The 25639-nt window shown below is 61.6% G+C and carries 26 protein-coding genes; 20 read left to right on the top strand and 6 right to left on the bottom strand.

Annotation, left to right across the window (positions count from 1 at the left end; translation table 11 throughout):
* The first annotated feature begins 12 nt into the window (after nucleotides 1–12).
* The 4 genes from GQ59_RS03720 (at nucleotide 13) to GQ59_RS03705 (ending at nucleotide 2988) form a co-directional block, all read left to right on the top strand.
* A complete protein-coding gene (locus tag GQ59_RS03720) occupies nucleotides 13–1407 on the top strand; it encodes an amidase (RefSeq protein WP_037077497.1) in 1395 nt (464 codons plus the stop codon).
* A 219-nt stretch (nucleotides 1408–1626) separates the two neighbouring features.
* On the top strand, nucleotides 1627–1986 hold the full coding sequence (locus GQ59_RS03715; RefSeq protein ID WP_037077494.1) for an ElaB/YgaM/YqjD family protein: 360 nt from the start codon (nucleotides 1627–1629) through the stop codon (nucleotides 1984–1986).
* Nucleotides 1986–2441, top strand: a complete 456-nt coding sequence (locus GQ59_RS03710; protein ID WP_051903758.1) for a hypothetical protein — start codon at nucleotides 1986–1988, stop codon at nucleotides 2439–2441. Before GQ59_RS03715 ends, GQ59_RS03710 begins: the two co-directional genes overlap by 1 nt.
* 244 nt (nucleotides 2442–2685) lie before the next feature.
* Complete coding sequence (locus GQ59_RS03705) at nucleotides 2686–2988, top strand: response regulator (protein WP_152564201.1); 303 nt, start codon at nucleotides 2686–2688, stop codon at nucleotides 2986–2988.
* A gap of 26 nt (nucleotides 2989–3014) precedes the next feature.
* Here the strand turns inward: GQ59_RS03705 and GQ59_RS03700 are convergent, their stop codons facing one another.
* Together GQ59_RS03700 and GQ59_RS03695 are read right to left on the bottom strand one after the other, a co-directional pair.
* The gene (locus tag GQ59_RS03700; protein ID WP_037077490.1) at nucleotides 3015–3581 is read right to left on the bottom strand and encodes an RNA polymerase sigma factor; all 567 of its coding nucleotides are present in this window, start codon (nucleotides 3579–3581) and stop codon (nucleotides 3015–3017) included.
* Nucleotides 3578–3760, bottom strand: coding sequence for a NepR family anti-sigma factor (locus GQ59_RS03695; protein ID WP_037078171.1), 183 nt, complete (start codon nucleotides 3758–3760; stop codon nucleotides 3578–3580). The genes GQ59_RS03700 and GQ59_RS03695 overlap by 4 nt, the downstream gene beginning before the upstream one ends.
* A 168-nt stretch (nucleotides 3761–3928) precedes the next feature.
* Between GQ59_RS03695 and GQ59_RS03690 the strand changes: the two genes are divergently transcribed.
* From GQ59_RS03690 to GQ59_RS03680, 3 genes are all read left to right on the top strand, one after another.
* On the top strand, nucleotides 3929–4723 hold the full coding sequence (locus GQ59_RS03690) for a response regulator (RefSeq protein ID WP_037077488.1): 795 nt from the start codon (nucleotides 3929–3931) through the stop codon (nucleotides 4721–4723).
* Nucleotides 4724–4804: 81 nt separating this feature from the next.
* Complete coding sequence (locus GQ59_RS30915) at nucleotides 4805–4969, top strand: DUF1328 domain-containing protein (protein ID WP_037077486.1); 165 nt, start codon at nucleotides 4805–4807, stop codon at nucleotides 4967–4969.
* A 163-nt stretch (nucleotides 4970–5132) separates the two neighbouring features.
* Nucleotides 5133–6074: a sensor histidine kinase gene (locus tag GQ59_RS03680; protein WP_244447893.1), complete on the top strand. Its 942-nt coding sequence runs from the start codon at nucleotides 5133–5135 to the stop codon at nucleotides 6072–6074.
* Nucleotides 6075–6445: 371 nt separating this feature from the next.
* Here the strand turns inward: GQ59_RS03680 and GQ59_RS03675 are convergent, their stop codons facing one another.
* From GQ59_RS03675 to GQ59_RS03665, 3 genes are all read right to left on the bottom strand, one after another.
* Nucleotides 6446–7372, bottom strand: a complete 927-nt coding sequence (locus GQ59_RS03675) for an ABC transporter permease (protein WP_037077485.1) — start codon at nucleotides 7370–7372, stop codon at nucleotides 6446–6448.
* A complete protein-coding gene (locus tag GQ59_RS03670) occupies nucleotides 7365–8375 on the bottom strand; it encodes an ABC transporter permease (protein WP_037077483.1) in 1011 nt (336 codons plus the stop codon). The genes GQ59_RS03675 and GQ59_RS03670 overlap by 8 nt, the downstream gene beginning before the upstream one ends.
* Before the next feature lie 77 nt (nucleotides 8376–8452).
* Complete coding sequence (locus GQ59_RS03665) at nucleotides 8453–10162, bottom strand: peptide ABC transporter substrate-binding protein (RefSeq protein ID WP_037077478.1); 1710 nt, start codon at nucleotides 10160–10162, stop codon at nucleotides 8453–8455.
* A 326-nt stretch (nucleotides 10163–10488) separates the two neighbouring features.
* Between GQ59_RS03665 and GQ59_RS03660 the strand changes: the two genes are divergently transcribed.
* The 13 genes from GQ59_RS03660 (at nucleotide 10489) to GQ59_RS03605 (ending at nucleotide 23766) form a co-directional block, all read left to right on the top strand.
* Complete coding sequence (locus tag GQ59_RS03660; protein ID WP_037077476.1) at nucleotides 10489–11652, top strand: M20 aminoacylase family protein; 1164 nt, start codon at nucleotides 10489–10491, stop codon at nucleotides 11650–11652.
* Between the two features lie 14 nt (nucleotides 11653–11666).
* Entirely contained in the window at nucleotides 11667–13514 is a 1848-nt protein-coding gene (locus tag GQ59_RS03655) for an ABC transporter ATP-binding protein (RefSeq protein WP_037077473.1), read from the top strand.
* 97 nt (nucleotides 13515–13611) lie between these two features.
* Complete coding sequence (locus GQ59_RS03650; protein ID WP_037077470.1) at nucleotides 13612–13830, top strand: hypothetical protein; 219 nt, start codon at nucleotides 13612–13614, stop codon at nucleotides 13828–13830.
* A gap of 13 nt (nucleotides 13831–13843) precedes the next feature.
* Entirely contained in the window at nucleotides 13844–14215 is a 372-nt protein-coding gene (locus tag GQ59_RS30910) for a Fic/DOC family protein (protein WP_201772408.1), read from the top strand.
* Entirely contained in the window at nucleotides 14182–14412 is a 231-nt protein-coding gene (locus GQ59_RS33280; protein WP_051903756.1) for a Fic family protein, read from the top strand. The genes GQ59_RS30910 and GQ59_RS33280 overlap by 34 nt, the downstream gene beginning before the upstream one ends.
* A 126-nt stretch (nucleotides 14413–14538) precedes the next feature.
* Nucleotides 14539–15492, top strand: coding sequence for a sugar-binding transcriptional regulator (locus GQ59_RS03640; protein ID WP_037077466.1), 954 nt, complete (start codon nucleotides 14539–14541; stop codon nucleotides 15490–15492).
* 146 nt (nucleotides 15493–15638) lie between these two features.
* The gene (locus GQ59_RS03635; RefSeq protein ID WP_037077463.1) at nucleotides 15639–16964 is read left to right on the top strand and encodes an ABC transporter substrate-binding protein; all 1326 of its coding nucleotides are present in this window, start codon (nucleotides 15639–15641) and stop codon (nucleotides 16962–16964) included.
* A gap of 211 nt (nucleotides 16965–17175) precedes the next feature.
* Nucleotides 17176–18048, top strand: coding sequence for a carbohydrate ABC transporter permease (locus GQ59_RS03630; RefSeq protein WP_037077461.1), 873 nt, complete (start codon nucleotides 17176–17178; stop codon nucleotides 18046–18048).
* 9 nt (nucleotides 18049–18057) lie between these two features.
* A complete protein-coding gene (locus GQ59_RS03625) occupies nucleotides 18058–18882 on the top strand; it encodes a carbohydrate ABC transporter permease (RefSeq protein WP_037077457.1) in 825 nt (274 codons plus the stop codon).
* 11 nt (nucleotides 18883–18893) lie between these two features.
* Nucleotides 18894–19898: an ABC transporter ATP-binding protein gene (locus GQ59_RS03620; protein ID WP_037077452.1), complete on the top strand. Its 1005-nt coding sequence runs from the start codon at nucleotides 18894–18896 to the stop codon at nucleotides 19896–19898.
* Nucleotides 19899–19920: 22 nt separating this feature from the next.
* Nucleotides 19921–21402, top strand: a complete 1482-nt coding sequence (locus GQ59_RS03615; RefSeq protein WP_037077448.1) for a mannitol dehydrogenase family protein — start codon at nucleotides 19921–19923, stop codon at nucleotides 21400–21402.
* A 6-nt stretch (nucleotides 21403–21408) separates the two neighbouring features.
* Complete coding sequence (locus GQ59_RS03610; RefSeq protein WP_051903755.1) at nucleotides 21409–22125, top strand: HAD family hydrolase; 717 nt, start codon at nucleotides 21409–21411, stop codon at nucleotides 22123–22125.
* Between the two features lie 48 nt (nucleotides 22126–22173).
* On the top strand, nucleotides 22174–23766 hold the full coding sequence (locus GQ59_RS03605) for an FGGY-family carbohydrate kinase (protein WP_037077446.1): 1593 nt from the start codon (nucleotides 22174–22176) through the stop codon (nucleotides 23764–23766).
* A 74-nt stretch (nucleotides 23767–23840) separates the two neighbouring features.
* Here the strand turns inward: GQ59_RS03605 and GQ59_RS03600 are convergent, their stop codons facing one another.
* On the bottom strand, nucleotides 23841–25595 hold the full coding sequence (locus tag GQ59_RS03600; RefSeq protein ID WP_037077441.1) for a peptidoglycan D,D-transpeptidase FtsI family protein: 1755 nt from the start codon (nucleotides 25593–25595) through the stop codon (nucleotides 23841–23843).
* Nucleotides 25596–25639 lie beyond the last annotated feature (44 nt).

Raw genomic sequence — 25639 nt, 5'->3', positions numbered from 1 at the left:
GAAGATATTGCGATGAATGACCTCTTGAAATTGACGATCCGTGAGTTGCTCGATCTCTATTCGGCCAGGAAGCTCTCGCCCTCGGAATACTGGCTGGCGGTCGAGGATCGCGTCGCCGCCTTCGAGCCGCATGTTCAAGCGCTCTATCTCTACGATCCGGACAGCGCCAGGGCGCAGGCTGCAGCCTCCACCCAGCGGTGGACGAAAGGGGCGACGCTTGGGCCGCTGGACGGCATCCCGGTGACGCTGAAGGAACTGATCGCCACCAAGGGCCAGCCGGTGCCGCTCGGGACCGCTGCGGTCGAACTGGTGCCGGCCACGGAAGACGCGCCCATCGCCGCGCGCATGAGAGAGGACGGCGCGGTGATCTTTGCCAAAACCACCTGCCCGGACTACGGCATGCTCTCCTCCGGCCTGTCGAGCTTCCATCACCTCAGCCGCAATCCCTGGGACCTTACCCAGAACCCGGGCGGATCGAGCGCCGGCGCGTCGACCGCCGGCGCTGCAGGTTTCGGCCCTCTGCATATCGGCACGGATATCGGGGGCTCAGTGCGCCTGCCGGCCGGCTGGACAGGGCTGTTCGGCTTCAAGCCGAGCCAGGGCCGCATTCCACTTGATCCCTATTATGTCGGCCGCTGCGCGGGACCGATGACCCGCACCGTCGAAGATGCCGCCTTCTCCATGGCGACGCTGTCGCGCCCCGACTGGCGCGACGGCACCTCGCTGCCGCCCAACGATTTCGACTGGATGGATTTCGACATCGACGTCAAAGGTTTGAAGATCGGCCTGATGCTCGACGCCGGCATCGGCCTTGCCGTCGAGGACGAGGTCCGCGATGCTGTCGTGGCCGCCGCCAAACGCTTCGAGGAGGCGGGGGCGGTCATCATCCCGGTCGAACCGGTCATGACCCGCACCATGCTCGACGGCCTGGACAGTTTCTGGCGCGCGCGGTTCTGGGGCGATATCGAGAAAATGCCGGAAGAGCGCCGGGCGCTGATCCTCCCCTATATCTACCAGTGGGCGGAAGGCGGCACCTACATTTCCGGCGTCGAGGCGGTGCGCGGCTTCAACCAGACGATCGAGATGCGCAAAGCCTGCGGAAAGCTGTTCACGACCGTGGATGCGGTGATCTCACCGACCAATCCGATCGTTTCCTATCCGGCGGAGTGGGCCTCGCCGACCAACGATCCCTCGAAACCTTTCGAGCATATCGGCTTCACGGTACCGTGGAACATGTCGGAGCAGCCGGCCTCGTCGATCAACTGCGGCTTTTCGAAATCCGGCATGCCGATCGGCCTGCAGATCGTCGGCCCGCGCTACGACGACCTGCTCGTGCTGAAACTCTCCAGGGCCTTCGAACAATGGATCGGGGGCGTTTCCGCCTGGCCCGAGCCGCCGGCCACCTGAGTTTTCCAGACGTTTGGCGATTTTCGCTTCGGTGCAACCGCGCCGGGGAACAATCGTGCCTTTGCAGCGTTCAACGGCGGCGACAAGAACCGTGAAGCGAGTGGTATGCGCCGCTCGCTTGGGGAACCGATCCCGCTCCACGTTTCCGACGCCGTTTGATTTCGCGCAAAGCCTTTCGCGGCGCGCATCCTCTAAGGTCCGCAAAACAGGAGATCCGATATGCCCGCAGCCAACCCCACGACCGACTTCGCCCGCAATGGCACCGGCACCGGCACCGGCCAGACTTCGTCAGCCAGCAAGGATGTCGAAGCCCAGATCCAGCAGCTTCGCGACGATATCGCAGCGCTTACCCGCAGCGTTGCTGCCGTGGGCAATGAGAAGGCCAGCGAATACAAGGGCAAGGCTCGTCGCGTCGCCAGCGACGCCGCCGACGCCTCTATGCAGATGGTGGAAGCTGCGCGCGACCAGGCGTTGTCGATGGAAAGGGACCTGGAGCGCCAGATTCGCGCCAACCCTATCCAGGCCGTCGCCATCGCCGCCGGCGTCGGCTTCCTGTTCGCGCTGCTGACGCGCCGCTGATGATGGCAGGACTCGGTCCCCTGCTGGCTTCACTCGCCGCGATGGATGTCGCGGCGTTCACGCGCAGGCTCAGAAGAAACGCGATCCTCTACGCACTGGTGCTGCTTTTCGTGCTGACCGCCTATGGACTGCTGGTGGCGGCGCTCGCGGTCTATCTCGCCGGCATATGGGGAACGTCGATGGCGTTGCTGGCAGTTGCCGGCGGTGCGCTTGTGCTGGCATTCGCCGTCTATCTGGGCGTCGTGATCGCCAACGGTGCCGAACAGCGCCGTAAGCGGGATGCCGCAGCTTCCAACAGTTCCAAGGCACTGATGATGACGGCGGCTCTGACGGCATTGCCGCTGCTCGTCAAATCCCGCCCGCTGCTGCTTGCCGCAGTGGTCGGCGGTCTCGGCTTCCTTGCGGTGAGGACCATGGGCACTTCGAACCGCCGATATTCCGAGCCGGCCGAATAAACTGATATTGCCGACACGATGGGATGAACGGACGCCTGCCTCGCGCAGGCGGCCGTATTTCCCGTTATGCAGAGCCTGCTGTCGACGAAAGAGCGACCCGCGAACAATTAGTAGGCTGGTTTCCCGCGCCCTGTGTCTTTTGTGAATGACCCCGCGATCTTTCGATGGTTTAGCCCGATTTCGTTGTTGAAATTTCAGGCGGACTTTTTTGTTGCGAATCCTCGTTGTCGATCGGGAATTTCTGGTGGCCATGGAAGTGGAGACCGTTCTCACCGAGGCGTTTGCCTCCGAGGTTAAGGTCGCCACGCCGCATACCTTTATCGTGGAACTCGAACGCGGCTGGTTCGATGTTATCGTCATCGATTCAGGGTTGATCAGCGGAGAGGCTGCGCTTCGGCTGAGAGCTTCGGGCTCGGGGCTGGTGTTCACCACGCTCAGTGTCGATGATATGGATGGTGTGACGGGCTGGGACGGAATAACCGTCGTCGCCAAACCGTTCAACGACCACCACCTCGTCGAAGCCGTCAAAAACGCCGCCCGGACATGAGCGGCGTTTTTTCGGATTTTTCGGGACTAGCTGCCAAAAGCGCGTGACGTGATCGCCGCATCGCCTGCGTCGGGGCCGTAGTCACCCTCGCCGGAGACGCCGAGCAGTTCCTGGAGGCGGGTACGGGCGCGGCTGACGCGGCTCTTGATCGTGCCAACGGCGCAGCCGCAGATGGCAGCTGCCTCCTCATAGGCAAAACCGGCGGCACCCACGAGGATGATCGCTTCGCGCTGATCGTCGGGCAGCTTGTCGAGGGCCTTACGGAAATCCTGAAGGTCGAGCCGGCCGTATTGTTCCGGATGGACCGAAAACCGCTCGCTGAACAGGCCATCGCTGTCCTGCACCTCGCGTCCGCGCTTTCGCATCTGGCTGTAGAATTCGTTGCGAAGGATGGTGAACAGCCAGGCCCGCATGTTGGTTCCGGCCGTGAAGCTGGTCTGGTTGGCCCAGGCTTTCATGATCGTATCCTGTACAAGGTCGTCCGCCTTGTCGTGACGGCCCGTCAGGGATACGGCGAATGCACGCAGGTTGGGCAGCGACGCGAGAAGGTCGCGCTTGAAGCCGCGATCGTCGATCTCGTCTTCCTTGCTCATTTTGCGTTCACCGGCTTGGCATTCTTCTCCGCCTGCTCAAGACGCTCAAGAAGATCGAGAAAACGATCCGGAATCCCTTCTTCCTGTACGGCGTCGTAGAAGTCCCGTAACTTACGGGATATTGATGCATTCGGCGGCACCGCTCCGGGTCGGACTTCTTGGGATTGGATTGCTGTCATCTCTTCTTTTTTTCTGTTGTCGTCACTCATCACGCGGGCAGCCTGTTGCGATATCGTCGGGCAAAGGAATTCCTGGCGGCAAAAAAAGTTCCACTCTTGCGGAACTTTTTTTCCAGGCCCACGTTCATAACAGGTCAATTGCCCGCTGGGCACCGAGGGAGATTTTGTATGTCACTCACCACACGCGTTGCGTCTCACCTTCCATATCTGCGTCGGTATGCTCGCGCCGTCACCGGATCACAGACTTCGGGAGACGCTTATGTTGCCGCGGTCCTGGAAGCGTTGATCGCAGACGTTTCGATATTCCCCGAAACGTCCAAGGACCGTGTCTCGCTCTATAAACTCTTTGTTACAATTTTTGGTTCCACGAACATTGAGATTCGCCCCATCGAATCGCCGTTCGCCTGGGAACAGCGCGCGGCCGCCAATCTCTCGATGCTTCCCTCTCAGTCGCGCCATGCCTTTCTGCTGGTCTCGGTCGAAGGTTTCAGCATCGAGGAAGCCGCCGAAGTCCTGGAAGTCAGCACCGCCGAGGTGAACCGCCTGCTTGAAGACGCGACCCGCGAAATCTCGCGGCAGGTGGCAACCGACATCATGATCATCGAGGACGAGCCGCTGATCGCGCTCGACATCGAGCAGATGGTGCAGGATCTCGGCCACCGCGTCACGGGCATCGCCCGCACCCACAAGGAAGCGGTATCGCTGTTTCAGTCCTCGCATCCGAAAATGGTACTGGCCGACATCCAGCTTGCCGACGGCAGCTCCGGGATCGACGCGGTCAACGAAATTCTGAGGTCTTCGAGTGTGCCGGTGATCTTCATCACCGCCTTTCCGGAACGGCTTCTGACCGGCGAGCGCCCGGAACCGGCCTTCCTGGTCACCAAGCCGTTCAATCCGGACATGGTGAAGGCCTTGATCAGCCAGGCGCTGTTCTTTAACGAAGCCGTCAAGGCCGCCGCTTGATCCCATCGGCGGCGGTCGGGCCGGCAGGCCGGAACAATATACAACTGGTGAGCGTTCTGGCGCATCCGAAGAGGAAAACCTATGTTGTATTATGCTCTTGTCTGCCTGCTCGTGGCGATTATCACCGGTGCGCTCGGCTTCAGCGGCATTGCGGGAACGGCAACGGGTCTCGCCCAGCTCCTGTTTTTCCTCTTTCTTGCACTGCTGCTGATATCGCTGGTCGTCGGGTTGTTCCGGCGCGTTTGACGTCCTATAAAAGGCCGGTAATCATGCTCATAAATGCGGGTATCCATGCGTTCAGCAGGCGCCCGGTTTTCCCAGCTAGCCCGCGGACGGAGTGAGGAATTTGGTGCATCCCCTGACATGGCAGCAGGCTGGTCAGAGTGATGACAAGTTACGTGAATTTTTCATGCCGGCACTCGTGGATCTCGGCGCCAGTATCATGATCCAGGACGCCGGCCGGAATTACCTCTTCGTCACGCATCTTCCGGAGATCTGGGCTGTCGAGCATGTCAAGACACCCACCGACGTCAGCCTGTTCGGCGAGGAGGTTGGAGCAAAGCTCGCGACCCTCAAGGACGGCATGGCGGAAGCCGGGCGTAAGGGCCATATCGAGATTACCATCGGCACCGAGCAGATTTACGAATTCCGGGTCCAGACGGTGGAATTCTCCAATGGCGGCCTGCATTTCGTCACCACGATCATCGACCGTTCCGAAGAGCGCCATCGCGAGCGGCTGCTGCGTGCGCTGCTGCGGGAAGTCAGCCACCGTTCCAAGAACCTGCTTGCCATCATCCAGAGCATCGCGCTGCAGACGGCCCGTTATTCGGGCTCGCTGGAACTGTTTCTGCACAAGTTCCGGGGGCGGCTCTATTCCCTTTCGCAGAGCCAGGACCTGATCACCGATTCCAGCTGGCGCGGCGCCTATTTCTTCGAACTGGTGCAGCAGCAGACGGAGAAATACCTGCCCGAGAACAAGCATCTGGTGCGCGTCCACGGCGACAACATTCTTCTGACGCCGAACGCTTCGCTGCATATCGGGCTGGCGCTGCATGAGCTGATCGTCAACGCGGTCAGCCACGGCTCGCTTTTGCGCAGCGGCAGGGTGATCAACGTCACCTGCACCCGCATGCATCTCAACGGCCATGACTCGCTCGAAATGATCTGGGACGAGGTGCTGGACGCCAACCGGAGTCCCGAAGACAACGAGGACTCGCTGAAGGCGCATTTCGGCAGCACCGTGCTGGAACGTGTCGTGCCGGCCTCTGTCAACGGCAAGGCACAATACGTCATCTCCAACGACCGCATTAGCTATCGGCTGGTATTTCCGCTGGAGAGCGGCGGGGACTGAAAGAGGGTCGGCAGCGATTGGTGGTTCGTGAGTGGTTTTCGCGGTCGGCCTTGACGTCTCGCGACGAAATTACTTGCCGAAATCTCGTCCTGTCGCCGCGACCATTACCCACAAAACTGAGCTGGCTCGGTTCCGATTGACGGAGCCGAGCCAGTTCGTCTCTTCGAGGGGGATTGAAGAGTATGTCCGAAGGCTTTGTAGGGCGGGGGACGGGGGGTCGCCTTCGAACACTGGTATAACGAGCGCCCTTAAAATAGGTTCCGGCGGTTCGAAACTTTTTTTAAAGTTTTTTTAGGGGCTGTTTTGAGCTGGCTCCGATGAAAAAATGGCGGCCTTGCAGCCGCCATTCGGATCGTGTCAGTGCCGCAAGATCAGTGCTTGAGCGCCCTCGGGTCAAGCGCGTCGCGGATCGCGTCGCCCATGTAGTTGACGCTGAGCACCGTGGCGGAGATTGCCAGTCCCGGCCACAAAACGCGCGAAGGCGTGAGTTGCAGGAAGTTTGCCCCGTCGAACAACAGTCGTCCCCAGGTGGGGAAATCCGAGGGAAAGCCGAGGCCGAGGAAGCTCAGTGCCGATTCCGTGATGATCGCCGATGCGATGCCCAAGGTCGCGGAAACCATGATGGAGCTCAGCACGTTCGGCAGGATGTGCTTGAGGATGATCCGATATTCCCGCATGCCGCTCGATTTCGCCGCCAGGATGAATTCCTGACTTTTGACGGCCAGCACGTCGCCGCGCACGATGCGGGCGGTGTGCATCCAGCTGGTGATCCCGATCACGAAGACGATCAGGATGAAGATGCCGGTTTCGGGTCCGAATGCAGCCCGAAGGGTATCGCGGAACAGCATCAGGATGACGAGCAGCAACGGCAGCAGCGGCAAGGCCAGGAACAGGTCGGTGATGCGCATCAGCGGCCCGTCGAGCCTGCGGATATAGCCGGAAACCACTCCGACCAGCGTTCCGAGGAAGAGCGCCAGCAGCATGGCCGTGATGCCGACCGCAAGCGAGATGCGGCCGCCGGCGAGCACCTGGGCAAGCATGTCCTTGCCCAGGTTGTCGGTACCGAACGGGTGAGCCAGGGACGGCCATTGGTTCTTGTCGCGGATGTTGATGGCGTTCGGGGCCACGCGGTGAATATACGGGCCGACGAAGACCGCCAGGACTATGAAGGTAAAGACGACAAGCCCGACGACGCCGCCTCTATGGGCACGGAACTGGCGCCAGATGTCTGCGAGGGCCGATCGGGTGGGAGTTGCCGCCTTGGCAGGCGGCGCGGTTGCGACGGTCGCATCAGTCATAACGGATCCTCGGGTCAAGAATGCCGTAAAGCACATCGGCGATAAGGTTGAAGAGCACGATCAGCACCGCGAAGATGAAGGTCAGGGTCTGGACGAGCGGGATGTCGGCCCCCTGGACGGCGATGATCAGAAGTTGGCCTAGGCCATTCACGCGAAAGATCTGCTCGGTGATGATGGCGCCCGAGAAGATCGTCGGCACGCCGAGCGCGATCACGGTGACGACCGGGATCAGGCTGTTGCGCAAAACGTGGATGAGCAGAACCGACTTTTCCTTCACGCCCTTGGCTCGCGCCGTGCGCACATAGTCCTGGTGCAGGTTGTCCAGCATCGAGGCCCGCACGAAGCGGGTGATCTGCGAAGCGTTGAAGAGCGACAGCACCGCCACCGGCAAGGCCATCTGCTTGATCTGCTGGACGAAGCTCGAGAAGTCGGTGACGACAAGGTTGGTGTCATAGACCGACGGGAACCATTGCAGATAGGAGGAGAAGATCACCACCAGCAGCACGCCGGTGAAGAAGGTCGGTACCGAATAACCGACCATCGACACGAACGTGCCGATCTGGTCGAAGATCGAATACTGTTTGTAGGCGGAGATGACGCCGATCGGAACGGCGATCAGCACTCCGAACACATAGGCAAGACCGACGACCCACAACGTCTGGGGCAGGCGCTGGACAATCAGGTCGACCACCGGGCTTCTGGTCGCCCAGGAAAGCACCCGCATGCGGTCGCCGTCGCCGAACTGCCAACCGGTCATACGTTCGAGGATGTTGAGCGGTTCGTTGATGAAGAATTGCTGCAGCCAATAGAGGTAGCGGAAGAAGAATGGCTGATCGAGGCCGAGCGATGCGCGGATCTGTTCGCGGACCTCCGGCGGGATCGTCAACGGCAGGTCGCCGGTGGGATCGTTGGGTGCAAGATCAAGCAGCGCGAAAATGACGAAGCTGATGATCAGCAGCGTCGGGATTGCGAAGAGCAATCGCCGCAAAGTGTATGTGAACATCCATAAGTCTCCAGACTAGCACGGAGAAGAAAATGCGGGCGCCGGGCCTGCCTCAAGGGCAGGCCCGGCGATCGGCATTACTTCGCGCGCGACCAGTCGGCGACGTTCCACAGTTCGCTATCCCACGCATTCATCTTCACGCCGGCAAGCTTGAGAGAATGCGAGGAGACGCTGCCGCGGTGGACGAGCGGGATATGCGCGCCTTCCTCAGTCAGCATGTCGTTGAGCTGCTTGGCAAGCGTGGCGCGCTTGTCGAGTTCGGCGGTCTTCGAAAGTTCGCCGACCAGCTTGTCATAGGCCGGGTTGCAGTAACGCGGGATGTTCTGACCCTGCCAGCCGTTTGCCGGGCTGGGAACCTTGTCGCACAGCCATTCCGCCAGATATTTTTCCGGGTCGGTGCCGTCGAAGTTGTTGGTGTACATTTCGACGTCGGCATAGAACTTCTGGAAGGTATCCGGGCTTGCCGGGTCGCCGCCGAAGAAGACAGAGGCGCTGGCATTGCGCAGTTCAGCGCCGACGCCGATCTGCGACCACATGTCCTTCACCAGTTCCTGGGTCGCCTGGCGAACCGAGTTGGTGGAGGTGGCGTAGAGGTAGGAGAGCTTGACGCCGTTCTTGGCGCGGATCCCATCCGGGCCCTTCTTCCAGCCGGCATCATCGAGCAGCTTGTTGGCGGCTGCTATATCCTGCTTCAGGCACCAGCTGTCGTTCTTGGTGGAAGCGACAGCGGCCGGAGCGGGCACGATGTTGCAGGTCGCCTTGCCGGCAGCGCCGTAACCGGCTTCGACGATGATGCTGCGGTCGATGGCGAGCGACAGGGCGCGGCGGACGGCCGGGTCGGAGAGCGACGGATGTGGTCCGGCTTCCTTGGTGGAGCGCTTGGCGCCCAGCGACGGATCGGCATTGTAGTGGTTGAGGTTGATACGCTCGACCTGGGTACCGAAGGCCGTTTCCAGCTTGCCCTTGCCGGCTGCGACCATCTTGGCGAGGATTTCCGGCTCAACCTGCATGTTCCAGGCATAGTCGTATTCGCCGGTTTCGAGAACGGCGCGCGCAGCGGACGCGGCGTCACCACCGCCCTTGAGGGTGACGGACGCGAAGGCGGGCTTGGCCGCATCGCGGTAGTTCGCGTTGGCGGTCAGCGTGATGACGTCGTTGGGCTTGAATTCCTTGACGACGAACGGGCCGGTGCCGATCGGGCCGAAATTGGCCGAGGTGCAGCCCGGAGCCTTGGCGCCGACGCAGTTTTCGAACTGCTTCTTCTGGATGACCGGCGACTGGGCGCCGACGAAGGCGCTGTAGGGATAGGGTTTCGGTTCGGTGAAGGTGATCTTGACAGTCTGCGGATCGGGAGCCTCGACGCTCTTGACGCCCTCGTACTGCGCGGCCTGGGCGCAACCGCCGTCCGGCGCGATGCAGTACTTCCAGGTGAAGATGACGTCGTCAGCCGTGAAAGGCGTGCCGTCCGACCATTTGACCCCCGGCTTGATCTTCCAGGTCATGCTCATCAGGTCCTTGGCGACGCCACCGTTCTCGACGGTCGGAATCTCGGTGACCAGCGTGGGCACCAGTTCGCCCTTCTCGTCGTAGCGGGCGAGCGGCTCTATGACCATCGAGGAAGCGTAGACTTCCTTGGTGCCGCCGGAGAGGTAGGGGTTCATGGTGGAGACGGCCTGCCAGAACAGGATCTTCAGGTCCCCGTCCGTGCCGCGGGCCGCGTAGGCTGCCGAGCCTGCGAAGGCCAGGGCGGCAACGGTGCCGGCCAGAAGAAGTTTAAGGTTTTTCATGCTGCTATTCCCCTTGTCGTTCTCTTATGAGTTGTGGTTGGGCATGCCGGTCAAGCCGGCTTTTTTATGCCTCGGGACTGCGAAGTCGCCTTCCTCAACTTATTGACTTCGCAGCGTATTTCTTGTCCGTCCCTCCTCCGAAACTACCTTAAGAACAAGTTACATCCTGCCGCTTTTGGCGAGCATGATCAAATTTTGAGCCATCTAAGCATAGGCCTATTTTCCGTTCAAGCCGGAAAATTGAAGCTTGCAAAATCGTGTCTTCGCGTCGCAATATCCGCTCCGACCAGAGTGGGAAACAGCAGAAAAACAATGAGGTCCGTATAATGCCGGTCATCAATCGCGTCGCCGAAATGCAGGATCAGGTCGCCGAATGGCGGCGCCATCTTCACGAGAATCCGGAGCTGCTTTACGACGTCCACGAGACCTCGAAATTCGTCGCCGAAAAGCTGAAGGCATTCGGTTGCGACGTCGTCGAGACCGGTATCGGCAGGACCGGCGTCGTCGGCATCATCAAGGGCAGCCAGGGCGACGGGCCGGTGATCGGTTTCCGCGCCGACATGGACGCCCTGCCGATCCTCGAAACCTCCGGCAAGCCCTGGGCTTCCAAGACGCCGGGCAAGGCGCATTCCTGCGGCCATGACGGCCACACCGCGATGCTGCTCGGTGCAGCCCAATACCTTTCCGAGACCCGCAATTTCAAAGGCTCGGTCGCGGTGATCTTCCAGCCGGCGGAAGAGGGCGGCGCGGGCGCGCTGGCGATGATCAACGACGGCATGATGGAGAAATTCGGCATCAAGGAAGTCTACGGCATGCATAACGAGCCGCGCCTTCCGGTCGGCAGTTTCGCCACCCGCAAGGGCGGCATCATGGCGGCCGCCGACTCGTTCGAGATCACCATCCACGGCCGCGGCAGCCATGCCGCCCAGCCGCACAATTCGATCGACCCGATCCTGGTTTCCTCGCATATCGTGCTGGCGCTGCAGTCGATCGTGTCGCGCGAGACCGACCCCCTGAAGTCGCTCGTCGTCACCGTCGCCTCGATCCATGGCGGCGAGGCGAGCAACGTCATTCCGGCCTTCGTGAAGATGACCGGTACGGTGCGCACGCTGCTGCCGGAAACCCGCGATTTTGCCGAGAAACGCCTGAGCGAAGTGGCTCAATCGACCGCGATCGCCCATGGTGCGACGGCGGATATCATGTATCGCCGCGGTTATCCGGTCACCTTCAACCACGACAACGAGACGGATTTTGCCATCGAGATCGCGGCCAAGGTTGCCGGTCCCAAAGCGGTGCAGACCGGCATGGCGCCGCACATGGGCGCCGAAGATTTTTCGTACATGCTGGAGAAGCGCCCGGGCGCCTTCATCTTCATCGGCAATGGCGATACCGCGAGCCTCCACAACGCGGCTTACGATTTCAACGACGAGGCTATTCCCTTTGGCGTCAGCTACTGGGTGACCCTCGCCGAAACCGCGCTCGCCGCCTGAACCAGGAGATCTCCATGCTGCTTTCGGGAACTTCCATGGAACAGGGCGGCGGTTCGGTGACCCCCGTCCTGTCGGTCCGCAATCTTTCGACCTCGTTCCGCGTGAACGACGAATGGCGCACTGTGGTGCGCAACATCTCCTTCGACGTGGCGCCGCGCGAGACGGTGGCGATCGTCGGCGAATCGGGCTCGGGCAAGAGCGTCACCTCCCTGTCGATCATGCGGCTGCTGCCGAAGAACACGAGCAAGATCGAAGGCCAGGTCTTCCTCAACGGCCGCGAACTGCTGTCGCTGCCGGAAGAGCAGATGCGCCGGGTGCGCGGCAAAGACATCTCGATGATCTTCCAGGAGCCGATGACCTCGCTCAACCCGATCTTCCCGATCGGCAAGCAGATCGCCGAGGCACTGACCGTCCATACCGACATCAGCAATGCCGATGCGAAGGCCGAGGTCATCCGGCTGCTCGAAAAGGTGCGCATCCCGAACGCCTCGTCGCGTTTCGACGAATACCCTCACCAGTTTTCCGGCGGCATGCGCCAGCGCGTGATGATCGCCATGGCGCTCGCCGCCCGCCCGAAGCTGCTGATCGCCGACGAGCCGACAACCGCGCTGGACGTGACGATCCAGGGCCAGATCCTCGACCTCATCAAGGTGCTGCAGGAAGAGGAGGGCATGTCGGTCCTGTTCATCACGCACGACATGGGCGTGGTGGCCGAAGTCGCCGACCGCACGATCGTCATGTATCGCGGCGATGCTGTCGAGACGGGCGAGACCAGCGACATTTTCCACCGTGGCCAGCACCCCTATACCCGCGCGCTTCTCTCCGCCGTGCCGCGGCTCGGTTCGATGGGCGAGCGCAAGCTTCCGCTGCGTTTCCCGATCGTCGATATCAAGACCGGCGAACAGCAGCCGCTCGCCGACGTGACCGACACCGTCGGCAAGGGCAAGACGCCGATATTGGACGTCAAGGACCTGACGACCCGTTTCGACATCCATTCCGGCCTGTTCGGCCGCAAGTCCGGCGCCGTGCACGCCGTCGAAAAGGTCTCCTTCAACCTGTTCCCGGGCGAGACGCTGTCGCTCGTCGGCGAATCGGGCTGCGGCAAGTCGACCACCGGCCGATCGGTCACCCGCCTGATCACGCCGACCAGCGGCGAGGTCACTCTCGATGGTTATGAGGTCATGAAACTCGACCAGCCGACGCTGCGCCAGATGCGCCGGTCGATCCAGATGGTCTTCCAGGATCCGTTCGCCTCATTGAACCCGCGCATGAGCGTGGGTTCGGCTGTCATGGAACCCTATGTCGAGCACAGCCTCGGCACCAAACAGCAGGCCCGCGACAAGGCGGCGAGCCTGATGGAGAAGGTCGGCCTTTCCGCTGACATGATGACGCGTTTCCCGCATGAGTTTTCCGGCGGCCAGCGCCAGCGCGTCGCGATCGCCCGCGCCCTGATGCTTGACCCGAAGATCATCGTGGCCGACGAAGCGGTCTCGGCGCTCGACGTGTCGATCAAGGCGCAGGTCTGCAACCTGCTCCTCGACCTGCAGCAAAGCCTCAATCTCGCCTTCCTGTTCATCTCCCACGACATGGCGGTCGTCGAACGGGTCAGCCATCGGGTAGCTGTGATGTATCTCGGTGAAATCGTCGAGATCGGCCCGCGTGCGGCGGTGTTCGAGAACCCGCAGCATCCCTATACGAAGAAGCTGATGTCGGCGGTGCCGGTGCCGGATCCGTCCCGCCGGCGGATCAAGCGCAACATGTCGACCGACGAGATCAAGAGCCCGATCCGCCCGGTCAACTATGTGCCGCCAAAGCGCGAATATCGTGAGGTTTCCGCGGGGCATGTCGTGCAGGTGGCGTGAGGCTTTTCCACGCTGCCGAAATTTGCTGGCTACCCGGATTTCTGGTATTTTGAAATATTAGCAATCCGGGTATTCGGCTTTGGGGAAACTTTCTCGTATGAGTGACAAGGACACGATCCGGCAGCGCACGCTGGAGGCGGCGCATCTCCAGATGATCGAGGGGAATCCCTTCGACGCTGAAGACTACGCCATGTTCGAGATGTTCGAGCGGGAAGGTTTTTCGCCGGAGCAGCAGCGGGCCTATATTCTCGAACAGTCAAAAAAACGGATGCAGGCAAAAGAAGAGGTTTTTACCCCCGTTCTTCGTCGAAGGTAGGCCAGCGTTCTCTATGAGCGACGACCCCTACGTTTACGCCGGTACTGGCGTTTTAAGAAACAAGCTGGATATTCAGGACGCGAACGAGTTGGATCGAGTCGAACGTCAATTGGCGTGGTCGCGGATTCAGGAAGGCATCCCGCAAGGCGATTTCGATCTCAAACACCTGAAGGCGATCCACCGCCATCTCTTCCAGGACCTCTATGAATGGGCGGGGCAGGTGCGCCTTGTCGAGATTTCCAAGGGCGAGAGCCAATTCCAGTTCCGGCAATATATCGAAACCGGCATGGCAGATGTTCATCGTCGCATCGTGAATCCGATTTCCTGCGAGATCTGCAGCGATCGGTATTTGTGGCAGAGGCTGCCCGTATTATCGGCGACGTGAATTACGTCCATCCTTTTCGCGAAGGAAACGGCCGCACCCAGCTGCAATATTTGAAACAGCTTTCGGAGCGGGCGGGCCATCCGCTCGACCTGACGAAGATCGATGCCGCCGGATGGCTGGAGGCGTCCAAAGAAGCTCACCGTGCCCGATACGATCTCATGGGACGATTGATAAACGATGCGCTGCGCCTGAGGTGAGGGGACGGTCGTCACGAGGTTCCCGCACGGCTATGTCATAAAGGTTGCATCGCTCTTCCCCGCCCTTCCAACCGTTTGACAGACTATCCGAAACCATGGCAGCAACAGGCGGAGGAGAATTCTGCCATGGCAAAACGGTCTGATACGCAAGGGCGGCTCGATGATGCGGCGCGGGCCGGCTGGCTCTATTATGTCGCCGGGCGCACCCAGGACGAGATCGCCGCGGCCATGAGCATTTCGCGGCAGTCGGCACAGCGGCTGGTGTCGCTCGCGGTTGCCGAACGGCTGATCAAGGTGCGCCTCGACCACCCGATCGCCGCCTGCCTGGAACTCGCCGAGGCGTTGCGCAAGAAATACGACCTCAAGCATGTCGAGGTGGTGCCGAGCGATCCGTTGGGGGGCTCCAGCACTGTCGGGATCGCCGAAGCCGGCGCCGCCGAGATCGAACGCTGGCTGAAGCGCCCGGACCCGATCGTCATCGCGGTCGGCACGGGCCGGACGCTGAAGGCTGCCGTCGACCAGCTGCCGCCGATGGAGTGCCCGCAGCACCGGATCGTGTCGCTCACCGGCAATATCGGACCGGATGGATCGGCCGCCTTCTACAACGTCATCTTTTCCATGGCGGACGCCATCAAGGCGCGTCATTTTCCGATGCCGCTGCCGGTTCTCTGTTCCTCGGCCGAGGAGCGCGAGACCCTGCACGACCAGGCGCTGGTGCGCTCGACGCTCGAACTCGGGGCGCAGGCAGACGTTACCTTCGTCGGTATCGGCGAACTTGGGCCCGACGGGCCACTCTGCGTCGACGGCTTCCTCGGCAAGGAGGAAATGGAAAAGCTCGTCCGGGAAGGCGCGGCCGGCGAGATCTGCGGCTGGGTCTATGACAATCAGGGCCGGCTTCTCGCCAATTCCATCAACGATCGCGTCGCCAGCGTGCCGATCCCCTCGCGGCAGACCTCCTCCGTCATCGGTCTGGCGCAGGGACGCAGGAAGTTCCAGGCGATTTCCGCGGCGCTCAAGGGCCAAATCATCAACGGCGTGATCACCGACGAGGCGACCGCGGAGCAATTGCTCGCCTGCTGAGCAAAAATTACTAATAGCAAAATCAATCGGATAACCGATGTCTGCTGCAATGCAGCGACGATTGGTGATTGACTTCTTTCGTCATTATGTGGGTAATTGCCCATGAGCAAAGCGAATGCTCGTTACTCATCTTCTGGGAGGAAGATATGACATTGAAGACGATTTTGCTGGGCGCTTGCTCGGCGCTGGCGCTTGCCGGCTTTTTCTCCACCGCGGCTTCGGCTGAAACTCTCACCATCGCGACGGTCAACAACGGCGACATGGTCCGCATGCAGGGCCTGACTTCCGAGTTCACCAAGGCGAACCCGGATATCCAGATCAACTGGGTCACGCTCGAAGAAAACGTGCTGCGCGAGCGTGTCACCACCGACATCGCCACCAAGGGCGGCCAATACGACATCCTGACGATCGGCAATTACGAAGTTCCGATCTGGGCCAAGCAGGGCTGGCTCCTCGAGCTGAACAAGCTCGGCGACAAATACGACGCCAACGACATCCTGCCGGCGATCAAGGGCGGTCTGACGGTCAACGGCAAGCTCTATGCCGCACCGTTCTACGGCGAGTCGGCGATGATCATGTATCGCAAGGACCTGTTCGAGAAGGCCGGCCTGAAGATGCCTGAAAACCCGACCTGGGAATTCATCGGCGATGCGGCCCGCAAGATCACCGACCGCAAGGCGGACGTCAACGGCATCTGCCTGCGCGGCAAGGCCGGCTGGGGCGAGAACATGGCCTTCATCACGGCGCTGACCAACTCGTTTGGCGGCCGCTGGTTCGACGAAAAATGGACCCCGCAGTTCGACCAGCCGGAATGGAAGGCTGCGCTGCAGTTCTACGTGGACCTGATGAAGGATGCCGGCCCGGCCGGTGCCTCCTCGAACGGCTTCAACGAAAACCTGACGCTGTTCCAGCAGGGCAAGTGCGGCATGTGGATGGACGCCACCGTGGCTGCCTCCTTCGTTTCCAACCCAAAGGATTCCAAGGTTGCCGACAAGGTGGGTTACGCGCTCTTCCCGGTAAAGGGCGAGATGAAGAACCATGGCAACTGGCTGTGGTCGTGGAACCTCGCGGTCCCGAACTCTTCGAAGAAGGCTGACTCGGCGCAGAAGTTCATCTCCTGGGCAACCAGCAAGGAATATACCCAGCTCGTCGCCTCCAAGGAAGGCTGGGCCAACGTTCCTCCGGGCACCCGCACCTCGCTCTACAACAACGAGGAATACAAGAAGGCTGCCGCCTTCGCGGTTCCGACGCTTGCCGCGATGAACGCTGCCGACATCACCAAGCCGACCGTCAAGCCGGTGCCCTATACCGGCGGCCAGTTCGTGGCGATCCCTGAATTCCAGGCGATCGGCACCAATGTCGGCCAGCTGTTCTCGGCGGTCGTCGCCGGCCAGTCCACGGTCGCCGATGCGCTTGCCCAGGCCCAGACGGCTACGACGCGCGAAATGAAGCGCGCCGGCTATCCGAAGTAACCTCCAGAGCCTTGGCTGTCCGGTCATTCCTGCGCCGGACAGCCGGATCTTGCCGATGTCACCCGCTCGGAGCGGACGATGATCAGGCAAGGCAATCGGACAAAGACAACCAGATAACAACAAAAAGCTGCATCCCGCGACCGTCTCCTTCCCCAAAAGAAAAAGGCGCGGGATAACTGGAACGACCACGTTCCACGGGAGGGCGTCTGATATGGCAACGCAAAACACCAAGACGTTGGCGCGCCTGATGATGGCGCCCTCCGTTCTGCTTCTTCTGGTTTGGATGATCGTACCGCTGGCAATGACGCTGTGGTTCTCGTTCCAGAACTACAATCTGCTCGATCCGTCCAATGTCAGCTTCACGGGTCTCTTCAACTACCAGTTCTTTTATACGGACCCCGCCTTCTTCCAGTCGATCTGGAACACGCTGGTCATCGTCGGCGGGGTGCTCTTGATCACCGTCATCGGCGGCATCGCGATCGCGCTGCTTCTCGACCAGCCCATCTTCGGGCAGGGCATCGTCCGCATCCTGATCATCTCGCCTTTCTTCGTCATGCCGCCGGTCGCCGCGCTGGTGTGGAAAAACATGATCATGAACCCGAGCTACGGGGTATTTGCCGACATCTCGAAATTCTTCGGGCTCCGGCCGATCGACTGGTTCGCGCAATATCCGCTTTTCTCGATCGTCATCATCGTCGCCTGGCAGTGGCTGCCGTTCGCGACGCTCATCCTGCTGACCGCCCTGCAGTCGCTCGACGGCGAACAGAAGGAAGCGGCGGAGATGGACGGCGCCAACTTCCTCAACCGCTTCATCTATCTGGTGGTGCCCCATCTCGCGCGGTCGATCACGGTCGTCATCCTCATCCAGACGATCTTCCTGCTCGGCGTCTATGCGGAAATCCTGGTCACCACCAATGGCGGCCCGGGTTACGCCTCCACCAACCTCGCCTTCCTGATCTACCGCACGGCGCTCCTCGGCTACGATGTCGGCGGCGCCTCGGCAGGCGGCATTATCGCAGTCGTGCTCGCCAATATCGTCGCCTTCTTCCTGATGCGCGCGGTCGGCAAGAACCTGGACCGGTAGGAGAAGATCATGGCACGCAACGTAACGACACGACACAAGATCAGCGCCACGGTCGCCGCCTGGATCGTCGCGTTGATCATCTTCTTCCCGATCCTCTACACGATCATCACCAGCATCAAGACCGAGCCGGAAGCGATTGCGGGCTTCAGCCTTTGGCCGTCCGGCACGTTCGAAAACTACATCACGGTCCAGACGCAACGCGACTACCTGAAGCCGTTCATGAACTCGGTGATCCTGTCGGTCGGCTCCACCATCCTGGCGCTTATCATCGCGATCCCGTCCGCCTGGGCGATGGCTTTCTCGCCGACCAAGCGCACCAAGGACATCCTGATGTGGATGCTGTCGACCAAGATGATGCCGGCGGTCGCGGTTCTGGTGCCGATCTACCTGCTGTTCCGCGATTTCGGCCTGCTCGACAGCCGCATCGGTTTGACGGTCATGCTGACGCTGATCAACCTGCCGATCGTGGTGTGGATGCTCTATACCTATTTCCGCGAAATTCCCGGCGAAATCCTGGAAGCGGCGCGGATGGACGGGGCGGGCCTCTGGCAGGAAATCGTCTATGTGCTGACGCCGATGGCGGTGCCGGGCATCGCCTCGACCCTGCTCCTCAACATCATCCTTGCCTGGAACGAGTCGTTCTGGACGATCCGGCTGTCGACCACCAACGCGGCGCCGCTGACGGCCTTCATCGCTTCCTTCTCCAGCCCGCAAGGCCTGTTCTGGGCAAAACTTTCGGCCGCCTCGACCATGGCGATCGCGCCGATCCTCATCCTCGGCTGGTTCTCGCAGAAACAACTCGTTCGCGGCCTCACGTTTGGCGCGGTTAAGTAAGGAAAACGGACATGGGCAGCATCACGCTCCAAAAAGTGTCGAAAGTGTTCGGCGAGGCCAAGGTCATTCCGTCCATCGACCTCGAAATCAACAACGGCGAATTCGTCGTCTTTGTCGGGCCGTCCGGGTGCGGCAAGTCAACGCTTCTGCGCCTGATCGCCGGGCTGGAAGACGTGTCCGCCGGTCATATCCTGATCGACGGTAAGGACGTCACGGACGCGGCACCCGCCGAGCGCGGGCTTGCCATGGTGTTCCAGTCCTACGCGCTCTACCCGCATATGAGCGTGCGCAACAACATCGCCTTCCCCTTGAAGATGGCGAAACTCGACAAGGCCATCATCGACAAGAAAGTGGCGGATGCCGCCCGGGTGCTGAACCTCACCGACTATCTGGAGCGGCGCCCCTCGCAGCTTTCCGGCGGCCAGCGCCAGCGCGTCGCGATCGGCCGCGCCATCGTGCGCGAACCCTCGGCGTTCCTCTTCGACGAGCCGCTTTCCAACCTCGACGCCGCATTGCGCGGGACGATGCGGCTGGAGATCAGCGACCTGCACCACCAGCTCAAGACGACGATGGTCTACGTCACCCACGACCAGGTCGAGGCTATGACCATGGCCGACAAGATCGTCGTGCTCAATCGCGGCAATATCGAGCAGGTCGGCTCGCCGCTCGAACTCTACAAGAGCCCGCGCAATCTGTTCGTTGCCGGCTTCATCGGTTCGCCGCACATGAACTTCGTCACCGGCACTTACGCCCAGTCGAAGAACGCCAAGACCGCCGGCATCCGGCCGGAGCATCTCGGCCTGTCGAAGGACAGCGGCATCTGGCGCGGCACCGTGAAGGTCGCCGAACATCTGGGCGCCGACACGTTCCTGCACCTCGATGTCGAGGGCATCGGCCAGATCACCGCGCGCTGTGACGGGGAATTCGGCGCCTATCACGGTGACACGGTCTACATGACGCCCGACGAGACCAAGCTGCATCGGTTTGATGACAAGGGCCTGGCCCTTCGCGCCTGAGCGCGAGACTGGAGTAAAGACAATGACTGTGAAGCTTTCGCTGGCGAGCTTGAATGACGCTGCGGCCACCGCCGCCGTGCCGGCCTATGATCCCAAAAGCCTGACCGCCGGTATCCTGCATTTCGGCGTCGGCAATTTCCATCGCGCCCACCAGGCGATCTATCTCGACGACCTGTTCAACACCGGCAAGGCGCATGACTGGGCGATCATCGGCGCCGGCGTGATGCCGTCAGACGGGGCCATGCGCGACAAGCTCAAGGCCCAGGATTTCCTCACCACCGTCGTCGAGCAGGACAACAACAGGACCGCTGCCCGCGTCACCGCGCCGATGATCGACATCATCGCCCCCGGCGACGTCGCGACCGTGATCGAGACGCTGGCCGACCCGAACATCCGCATCGTGTCGATGACGATTACCGAAGGCGGCTATTTCATCGATGCGTCTGGCGCGTTCAACCCGGCCCATCCGGCGATCGCCGAAGATGGGAAGAACCCCGCGAACCCGAAGACCGTATTCGGCCTGATTCTTGCTGGCCTGAAAGAGCGCAAGGCCCGGGGGATCGCCCCGTTCACCATCATGTCCTGCGACAACATTCCCGGAAACGGCGAGGTGACGGAGAATGCCGTCATCGGCCTCGCCAAGCTTTCCGACCCGGATTTCGCCCACTGGATCCACGAGAACGTCGCCTTCCCGAATTCGATGGTCGATCGCATCACGCCGGCCACCGGTCAACGCGAGATCGACATCCTCAAAAATGATTTCGGCATCGACGACAACTGGCCGGTCTTCTGCGAGGAATTCAAGCAGTGGGTGATGGAGGACAAGTTCCCCTCCGGCCGTCCGCGGCTGGAAGAGGTGGGCGTCCAGTTCGTGCCCGATGTGGCGCCCTACGAGCTGATGAAGATCCGCATTCTCAACGGCGGCCATGCGGCAATCGCCTATCCGGCAGCGCTCCTCGACATCCATTTCGTCCACGAGGCGATGGAGCACAAGCTGATCCGCGCCTTCCTCGAAAAGCTGGAAAAGGACGAGATCATCCCGGTCATCCCACCGGTGCCGAATACCAACCTCATTGATTACTACAAGCTGATCGAGCGGCGCTTCTCCAACCCGAAGATCGGTGACACAATCCCTAGGCTCGCGCAGGACGGGTCCAACCGCCAGCCGAAATTCATCCTGCCGTCGACCGCCGACCGGCTTGCCAAGGGCCAGGATATCGTCGGCCTGTCGCTGGTCTCGGCGCTGTGGTGCCGCTATTTCGCCGGCACGTCCGACAGCGGCAAGCCGATCGTCTTCAACGACGCCAGCGCCGACCGCCTGAACGCCGCGGCGCTGAAGGCCAAGGATAACCCGGCCGCCTTCCTTGCGCTTGGCGACATTTTTGGAGACGTTGCAAAATCCGAGCTGTTCCGCACCCGCTTTGCGCACGCGCTGAAGACGCTCTGGATTGAGGGGACGGCAAAGACGCTCGAGCTTTATCTTGGCGGCAAGCTCGTCAAATAGCGGGGAATGGACGTGCAACAGTCGGCGGGACCACTGGTGATCTTCGATTGCGACGGGGTCCTCGTCGACAGCGAGCCCGTCTCCGTGCGTGTGCTGGTCGATGCGCTGCGCCGCAAGGGGGTCGAGATGGATGCGGCGGAGGCCTATCGCCGCTTCCTCGGCCGCAGCCTCGGCACAGTTACAAAGACGATGCGGGAGGAATTCGGCGTCGAGGCGGACGATGGTTTCCTCGAAGACATGCGCCACGATCTCTATGCCCGCTTCCGCGCCGAGTTGCAGCCGATGCCGGGCATAGCCGAAGCGCTGGATGGCTTGAGTTTCCGCCGTTGCGTCGCCTCGTCCAGCCAGCCGGAGCGCATCCGCCTGTCCCTGTCGCTGACCGGCCTGATCGACAAGCTGGAGCCGAACATCTTTTCCGCCACGATGGTGGAAAAGGGCAAGCCGGCGCCGGATCTCTTCCTGCACGCGGCAAGCGAATTGGGCGCGGACCCCAAAGACTGCATCGTCATCGAGGACAGCCCCGCCGGCATCCAGGCGGGCCATAGCGCGGGCATGTCGGTCTTTGCCTTCGTCGGCGGTTCGCATGCCAGCGTTCCCGGCTACCGGGAGCGGATCGACGCGCTTTCGCCAGAAGTCGTGTTTGACGCGATGCCGGATTTGATCCACCTTGTCCAAAAACATATAGAGGGTCGCAGCGGCTCCGTTTCTTCGACCGCGCTTTAGTGCGATCCGTGGAACTGCAAGGCGACAAGGGACAGGAAACGAATCCGGATGCGTGATCACCTCGTTGCGGTCGATATCGGCACGGGCAGCGCCCGCGCCGGCGTCTTTGATCGCAGCGGCCGCCTGCTCGCCAAGGCCAAGCATCCGATCCTGATGTTCCGCCCGAAACAAAATCACGCCGAGCATGATTCCGAGGACATCTGGGCAGCCACCTGCCGCGCGGTGAAAGAGGCGATGGCCGAGGCGGGTATTGCGGCGGACCGTATCGCCGCGATCGGCTTCGATGCCACCTGTTCGCTCGTTGCACGCGACCGCGAGGGCAGGCCGCTTACGGTTTCCACGACGGGCAAGGCTAATCAGGACACCATCGTCTGGCTCGATCATCGGGCGATCAAACAAGCCGACCAGCTTTCCGCTACCGGCCACAAGGTGCTGGAATTTTCCGGCGGCTCGCTGTCGCCCGAGATGGAAATGCCGAAGCTGATGTGGCTGAAACAGCATCTGCCGCAGAGCTGGGCGAGGGCGGGCTATTTCTTCGATCTCGCCGATTTCCTCACCTGGAAGGCAACCGGCTCGCCTGCCCGTTCGCGCTGCACGCTGACTGCCAAGTGGAACTATCTCGCCCACGAAAGCCCCGGCTGGAGCGCCGATTACCTGGCGCTTGCCGACCTCGAAGACCTGCTCGAAAAGGGCGGGCTGCCGGGCGAGACGATCGGCGTCGGGACAAGTCTGGGCAGCCTCAGCAGGCAGGCGGCCGAAGGGCTCGGCCTCGATACGAAAGTGCAGGTGGCCCCCGGCATGATCGACGCCTATGCCGGCGCCTTCGGCGTGCTCGGTGGGGTCTCGGGTGGCGCGTCGGGTGGCTCGAAGCTCGAGACCAGCGTGGCGCTGATCGGCGGCACGTCCAGCTGCATCGTCGCCTTCACGAGGGATTCCAAACCCGGCCGCAGCCTCTGGGGTCCCTATTACGAGGCAATCCTGCCCGGCCACTGGCTGGTCGAAGGCGGACAGTCGGCGGCAGGCGCGCTGCTGGATCATATCGTGCTGATGCACGCTGCCGGCGGCGAACCGACGGCGGAGCTCCACGGCCGCATCATCGCCCGCGTCGGCGAGTTGCGGGCCGAGACCGACGGCGATATCGCCCCGAACCTTCACGTCCTGCCGGATTTCCACGGCAACCGCTCGCCGCTTGCCGACCCGCACGCGACCGGCGTCATCAGCGGGCTGACGCTCGATACGTCCTTCGACGGCCTCTGCCGGCTTTACTGGCGCACCTGCGTCTCGATCGCGCTCGGCATTAGGCACATTCTCGATGCGCTTTCGGATTACGGCTACCGGTTCGAAACCCTCCACGTCACCGGCGGCCACGTCAACAACCCGCTGCTGGTCGAACTCTACGCCGACGTCACCGGCCGCAAGGTGGTGATCCCGGAAAACCGCGACGCGGTGCTGCTCGGCACGGCTATGGCGGCTGCCGTGGCCGGCGGGGTGCATGGCTCGTTGTTCGAAGCGGGGCAGGCCATGGATGCGGGCGGGACGGAGCTGCAGCCGGACCCCGCGCGGGCCGAGCAGTACGGACGGGATTACCGGCGGTTCCTGGCGATGGTCAGGCATCGGGAGGAGTTGCGGGGGATGGTGTAGGGAGGATCCCCGGCTTGGCAAGACGGGGCGCTTCCGTGCATTTGCGGTCACCGCAATCGCCGAGACACCGCAGCCTAATAGTTCACCAGCAGGTTTGGCGCGCCCGAAGATCCGAAACGGGGTTGTACGCCGAGTAAAGGCGCTGATCGACCGATGATCTCCTTGATCATCGGGGCGGCGGTGGATGCGGCCGTCCGCCCACCGTGTTCCCCTGTCTGCGGAGCATCGATTATCGAAAGCACGATGTATTTCGGCCTGTCCATCGGGAAGGCTGCGACGAAGGCATTGAAATTGATGTCCTTGGCATAACGTCCGTTGATCACCTTGTCGGCCGTGCCGGTCTTGCCGCCGACGTGGAAACCTTCGACCTGCGCGCCGCGTCCCGAGCCCTTCACGCCGTTCCAGGTGAACAGGTAGCGCATGTCGGCGCTGGTGTCCTGCTTGATCACCGGGCGGGAAACCTGTTCGGCCTCTTCTCGGGAGCGGGGAAGAAACGTGGGAGGAACAAGTGTGCCGCCATTGATCAGGGCGGCGGCGGCAACCGCGGTCTGCAGCGGGGTGGTCGCGACCCCGTGGCCGAACGAGATCGTGACCGAGTTGATCTTCTTCCAGGTTTTCGGCTGGGTTGGCGTCGCCACGCCCGGCATCTCGGTGTCCATCCTGGAGAGAAGCCCGAGCTTCGTGAGGAACTGCTGGTGGCCCTCGATGCCGACCTTGTCCGCGACCGCCGCGGTGCCGATGTTCGATGAATACTGGAAGACTTCGGAGATCGTCAGCGGCCGGTTCTTTCCGCGGAAATCCTTGATGGTGAAGCCGCCCATGCGGATGGGCCGGGACGCGTCGACGACGGAATTCAGGGTGATCTTGCCTTCGTCCAGCCCCATCGCCAGAGTGAAGCTCTTGAACGTCGAGCCCATCTCGAACGTGGCGTTGCTTATCCGGTTGAACCAGCCCTTTTCGTAGTCCTTATCGACACTGCCGTCAGGCAGCATCCGGGACGGTTCGTTCGGGTCGTAGTCGGGCACCGAGGCCATCGCCAGAACCTCGCCGGTATCGACATCGAGAACCACCGCGCCCGCAGCCTCGGCCTTGTAGGCGGTCATCGCGTTGGCGACGACCTGGCGGACGATATTCTGGACGCGGAGATCGATGGACAGCCTGACGGGTTCGAGCGGGGCGCCCCCGGTCAGTCCGGCCAGGCGAAGATCGCCAAGACCCTGCTGATCCAGATATCGCTCCATTCCGGCCAGGCCCTGGTTGTCGACATTCACATGGCCGACGATGTGAGAGGCGGTCACGCCGCCTGGATAGAACCGACGTTTCTCCGGTCTAAAGCCGATGCCGGGAATGCCGAGCGCCAGGATATCCGCCTGCTGTTTCGGGGTGAGTTGCCGCTTCAGCCACTGGAATGCGGTATGCGATCGCAGCTTCTTGTGAGTTTCGCTCCAGTCGAGGTTGGGGATGACGAAGGCAAGCTTCTCGACGACTTCGTCCGCATCGACGATCCTGCGCGGGTCGGCGTAGAGCGAGGTCATGTTGAGGTCGGTGGCCAACAACGCTCCGTTGCGATCGACGATGTCCGGCCTGGAGGCGACGGGATTGCTGGAAATTGCTCCCGTCGCGGCCGGCTCGGCGAGGCCGTATTGGACGAGGCGCGCGCCGACGATGAAATAGACCGCAAGGAAGCCCGCGATCAGGATTCCGAGCCTTTGCCTAGCCTCCTTTCTGCGGCTTGCGCGTGCACCCAGGAAGGTCGCATTTTTCCCGACGACATTGCTCTCAACAATGAAATGTGCACGGCTTCTGAGCCGGACGACAAAAGAGATCATTCCGAACAAATCCAAAAAATATGTCAGCCGAAGGCAAAATTGAG

The organism is Neorhizobium vignae, assembly GCF_000732195.1.
Classification (GTDB): domain Bacteria; phylum Pseudomonadota; class Alphaproteobacteria; order Rhizobiales; family Rhizobiaceae; genus Neorhizobium; species Neorhizobium vignae.
This window is presented reverse-complemented; position numbering and strand designations above follow the sequence as displayed.

Excerpts from the sequence above, each read along its gene's own strand:
- GQ59_RS03720 (WP_037077497.1), top strand. The coding sequence starts at position 13 with ATGAATGACCTCTTGAAATTGACGATCCGTGAGTTGCTCGATCTCTAT.
- GQ59_RS03715 (WP_037077494.1), top strand. The coding sequence starts at position 1,627 with ATGCCCGCAGCCAACCCCACGACCGACTTCGCCCGCAATGGCACCGGC.
- GQ59_RS03710 (WP_051903758.1), top strand. The coding sequence starts at position 1,986 with ATGATGGCAGGACTCGGTCCCCTGCTGGCTTCACTCGCCGCGATGGAT.
- GQ59_RS03700 (WP_037077490.1), bottom strand. The coding sequence starts at position 3,581 with ATGAGCAAGGAAGACGAGATCGACGATCGCGGCTTCAAGCGCGACCTT.
- GQ59_RS03695 (WP_037078171.1), bottom strand. The coding sequence starts at position 3,760 with ATGACAGCAATCCAATCCCAAGAAGTCCGACCCGGAGCGGTGCCGCCG.
- GQ59_RS03690 (WP_037077488.1), top strand. The coding sequence starts at position 3,929 with ATGTCACTCACCACACGCGTTGCGTCTCACCTTCCATATCTGCGTCGG.
- GQ59_RS30915 (WP_037077486.1), top strand. The coding sequence starts at position 4,805 with ATGTTGTATTATGCTCTTGTCTGCCTGCTCGTGGCGATTATCACCGGT.
- GQ59_RS03680 (WP_244447893.1), top strand. The coding sequence starts at position 5,133 with ATGCCGGCACTCGTGGATCTCGGCGCCAGTATCATGATCCAGGACGCC.
- GQ59_RS03675 (WP_037077485.1), bottom strand. The coding sequence starts at position 7,372 with ATGACTGATGCGACCGTCGCAACCGCGCCGCCTGCCAAGGCGGCAACT.
- GQ59_RS03670 (WP_037077483.1), bottom strand. The coding sequence starts at position 8,375 with ATGTTCACATACACTTTGCGGCGATTGCTCTTCGCAATCCCGACGCTG.
- GQ59_RS03665 (WP_037077478.1), bottom strand. The coding sequence starts at position 10,162 with ATGAAAAACCTTAAACTTCTTCTGGCCGGCACCGTTGCCGCCCTGGCC.
- GQ59_RS03660 (WP_037077476.1), top strand. The coding sequence starts at position 10,489 with ATGCCGGTCATCAATCGCGTCGCCGAAATGCAGGATCAGGTCGCCGAA.
- GQ59_RS03655 (WP_037077473.1), top strand. The coding sequence starts at position 11,667 with ATGCTGCTTTCGGGAACTTCCATGGAACAGGGCGGCGGTTCGGTGACC.
- GQ59_RS03650 (WP_037077470.1), top strand. The coding sequence starts at position 13,612 with ATGAGTGACAAGGACACGATCCGGCAGCGCACGCTGGAGGCGGCGCAT.
- GQ59_RS30910 (WP_201772408.1), top strand. The coding sequence starts at position 13,844 with ATGAGCGACGACCCCTACGTTTACGCCGGTACTGGCGTTTTAAGAAAC.
- GQ59_RS03640 (WP_037077466.1), top strand. The coding sequence starts at position 14,539 with ATGGCAAAACGGTCTGATACGCAAGGGCGGCTCGATGATGCGGCGCGG.
- GQ59_RS03635 (WP_037077463.1), top strand. The coding sequence starts at position 15,639 with ATGACATTGAAGACGATTTTGCTGGGCGCTTGCTCGGCGCTGGCGCTT.
- GQ59_RS03630 (WP_037077461.1), top strand. The coding sequence starts at position 17,176 with ATGGCAACGCAAAACACCAAGACGTTGGCGCGCCTGATGATGGCGCCC.
- GQ59_RS03625 (WP_037077457.1), top strand. The coding sequence starts at position 18,058 with ATGGCACGCAACGTAACGACACGACACAAGATCAGCGCCACGGTCGCC.
- GQ59_RS03620 (WP_037077452.1), top strand. The coding sequence starts at position 18,894 with ATGGGCAGCATCACGCTCCAAAAAGTGTCGAAAGTGTTCGGCGAGGCC.
- GQ59_RS03615 (WP_037077448.1), top strand. The coding sequence starts at position 19,921 with ATGACTGTGAAGCTTTCGCTGGCGAGCTTGAATGACGCTGCGGCCACC.
- GQ59_RS03610 (WP_051903755.1), top strand. The coding sequence starts at position 21,409 with ATGGACGTGCAACAGTCGGCGGGACCACTGGTGATCTTCGATTGCGAC.
- GQ59_RS03605 (WP_037077446.1), top strand. The coding sequence starts at position 22,174 with ATGCGTGATCACCTCGTTGCGGTCGATATCGGCACGGGCAGCGCCCGC.
- GQ59_RS03600 (WP_037077441.1), bottom strand. The coding sequence starts at position 25,595 with ATGATCTCTTTTGTCGTCCGGCTCAGAAGCCGTGCACATTTCATTGTT.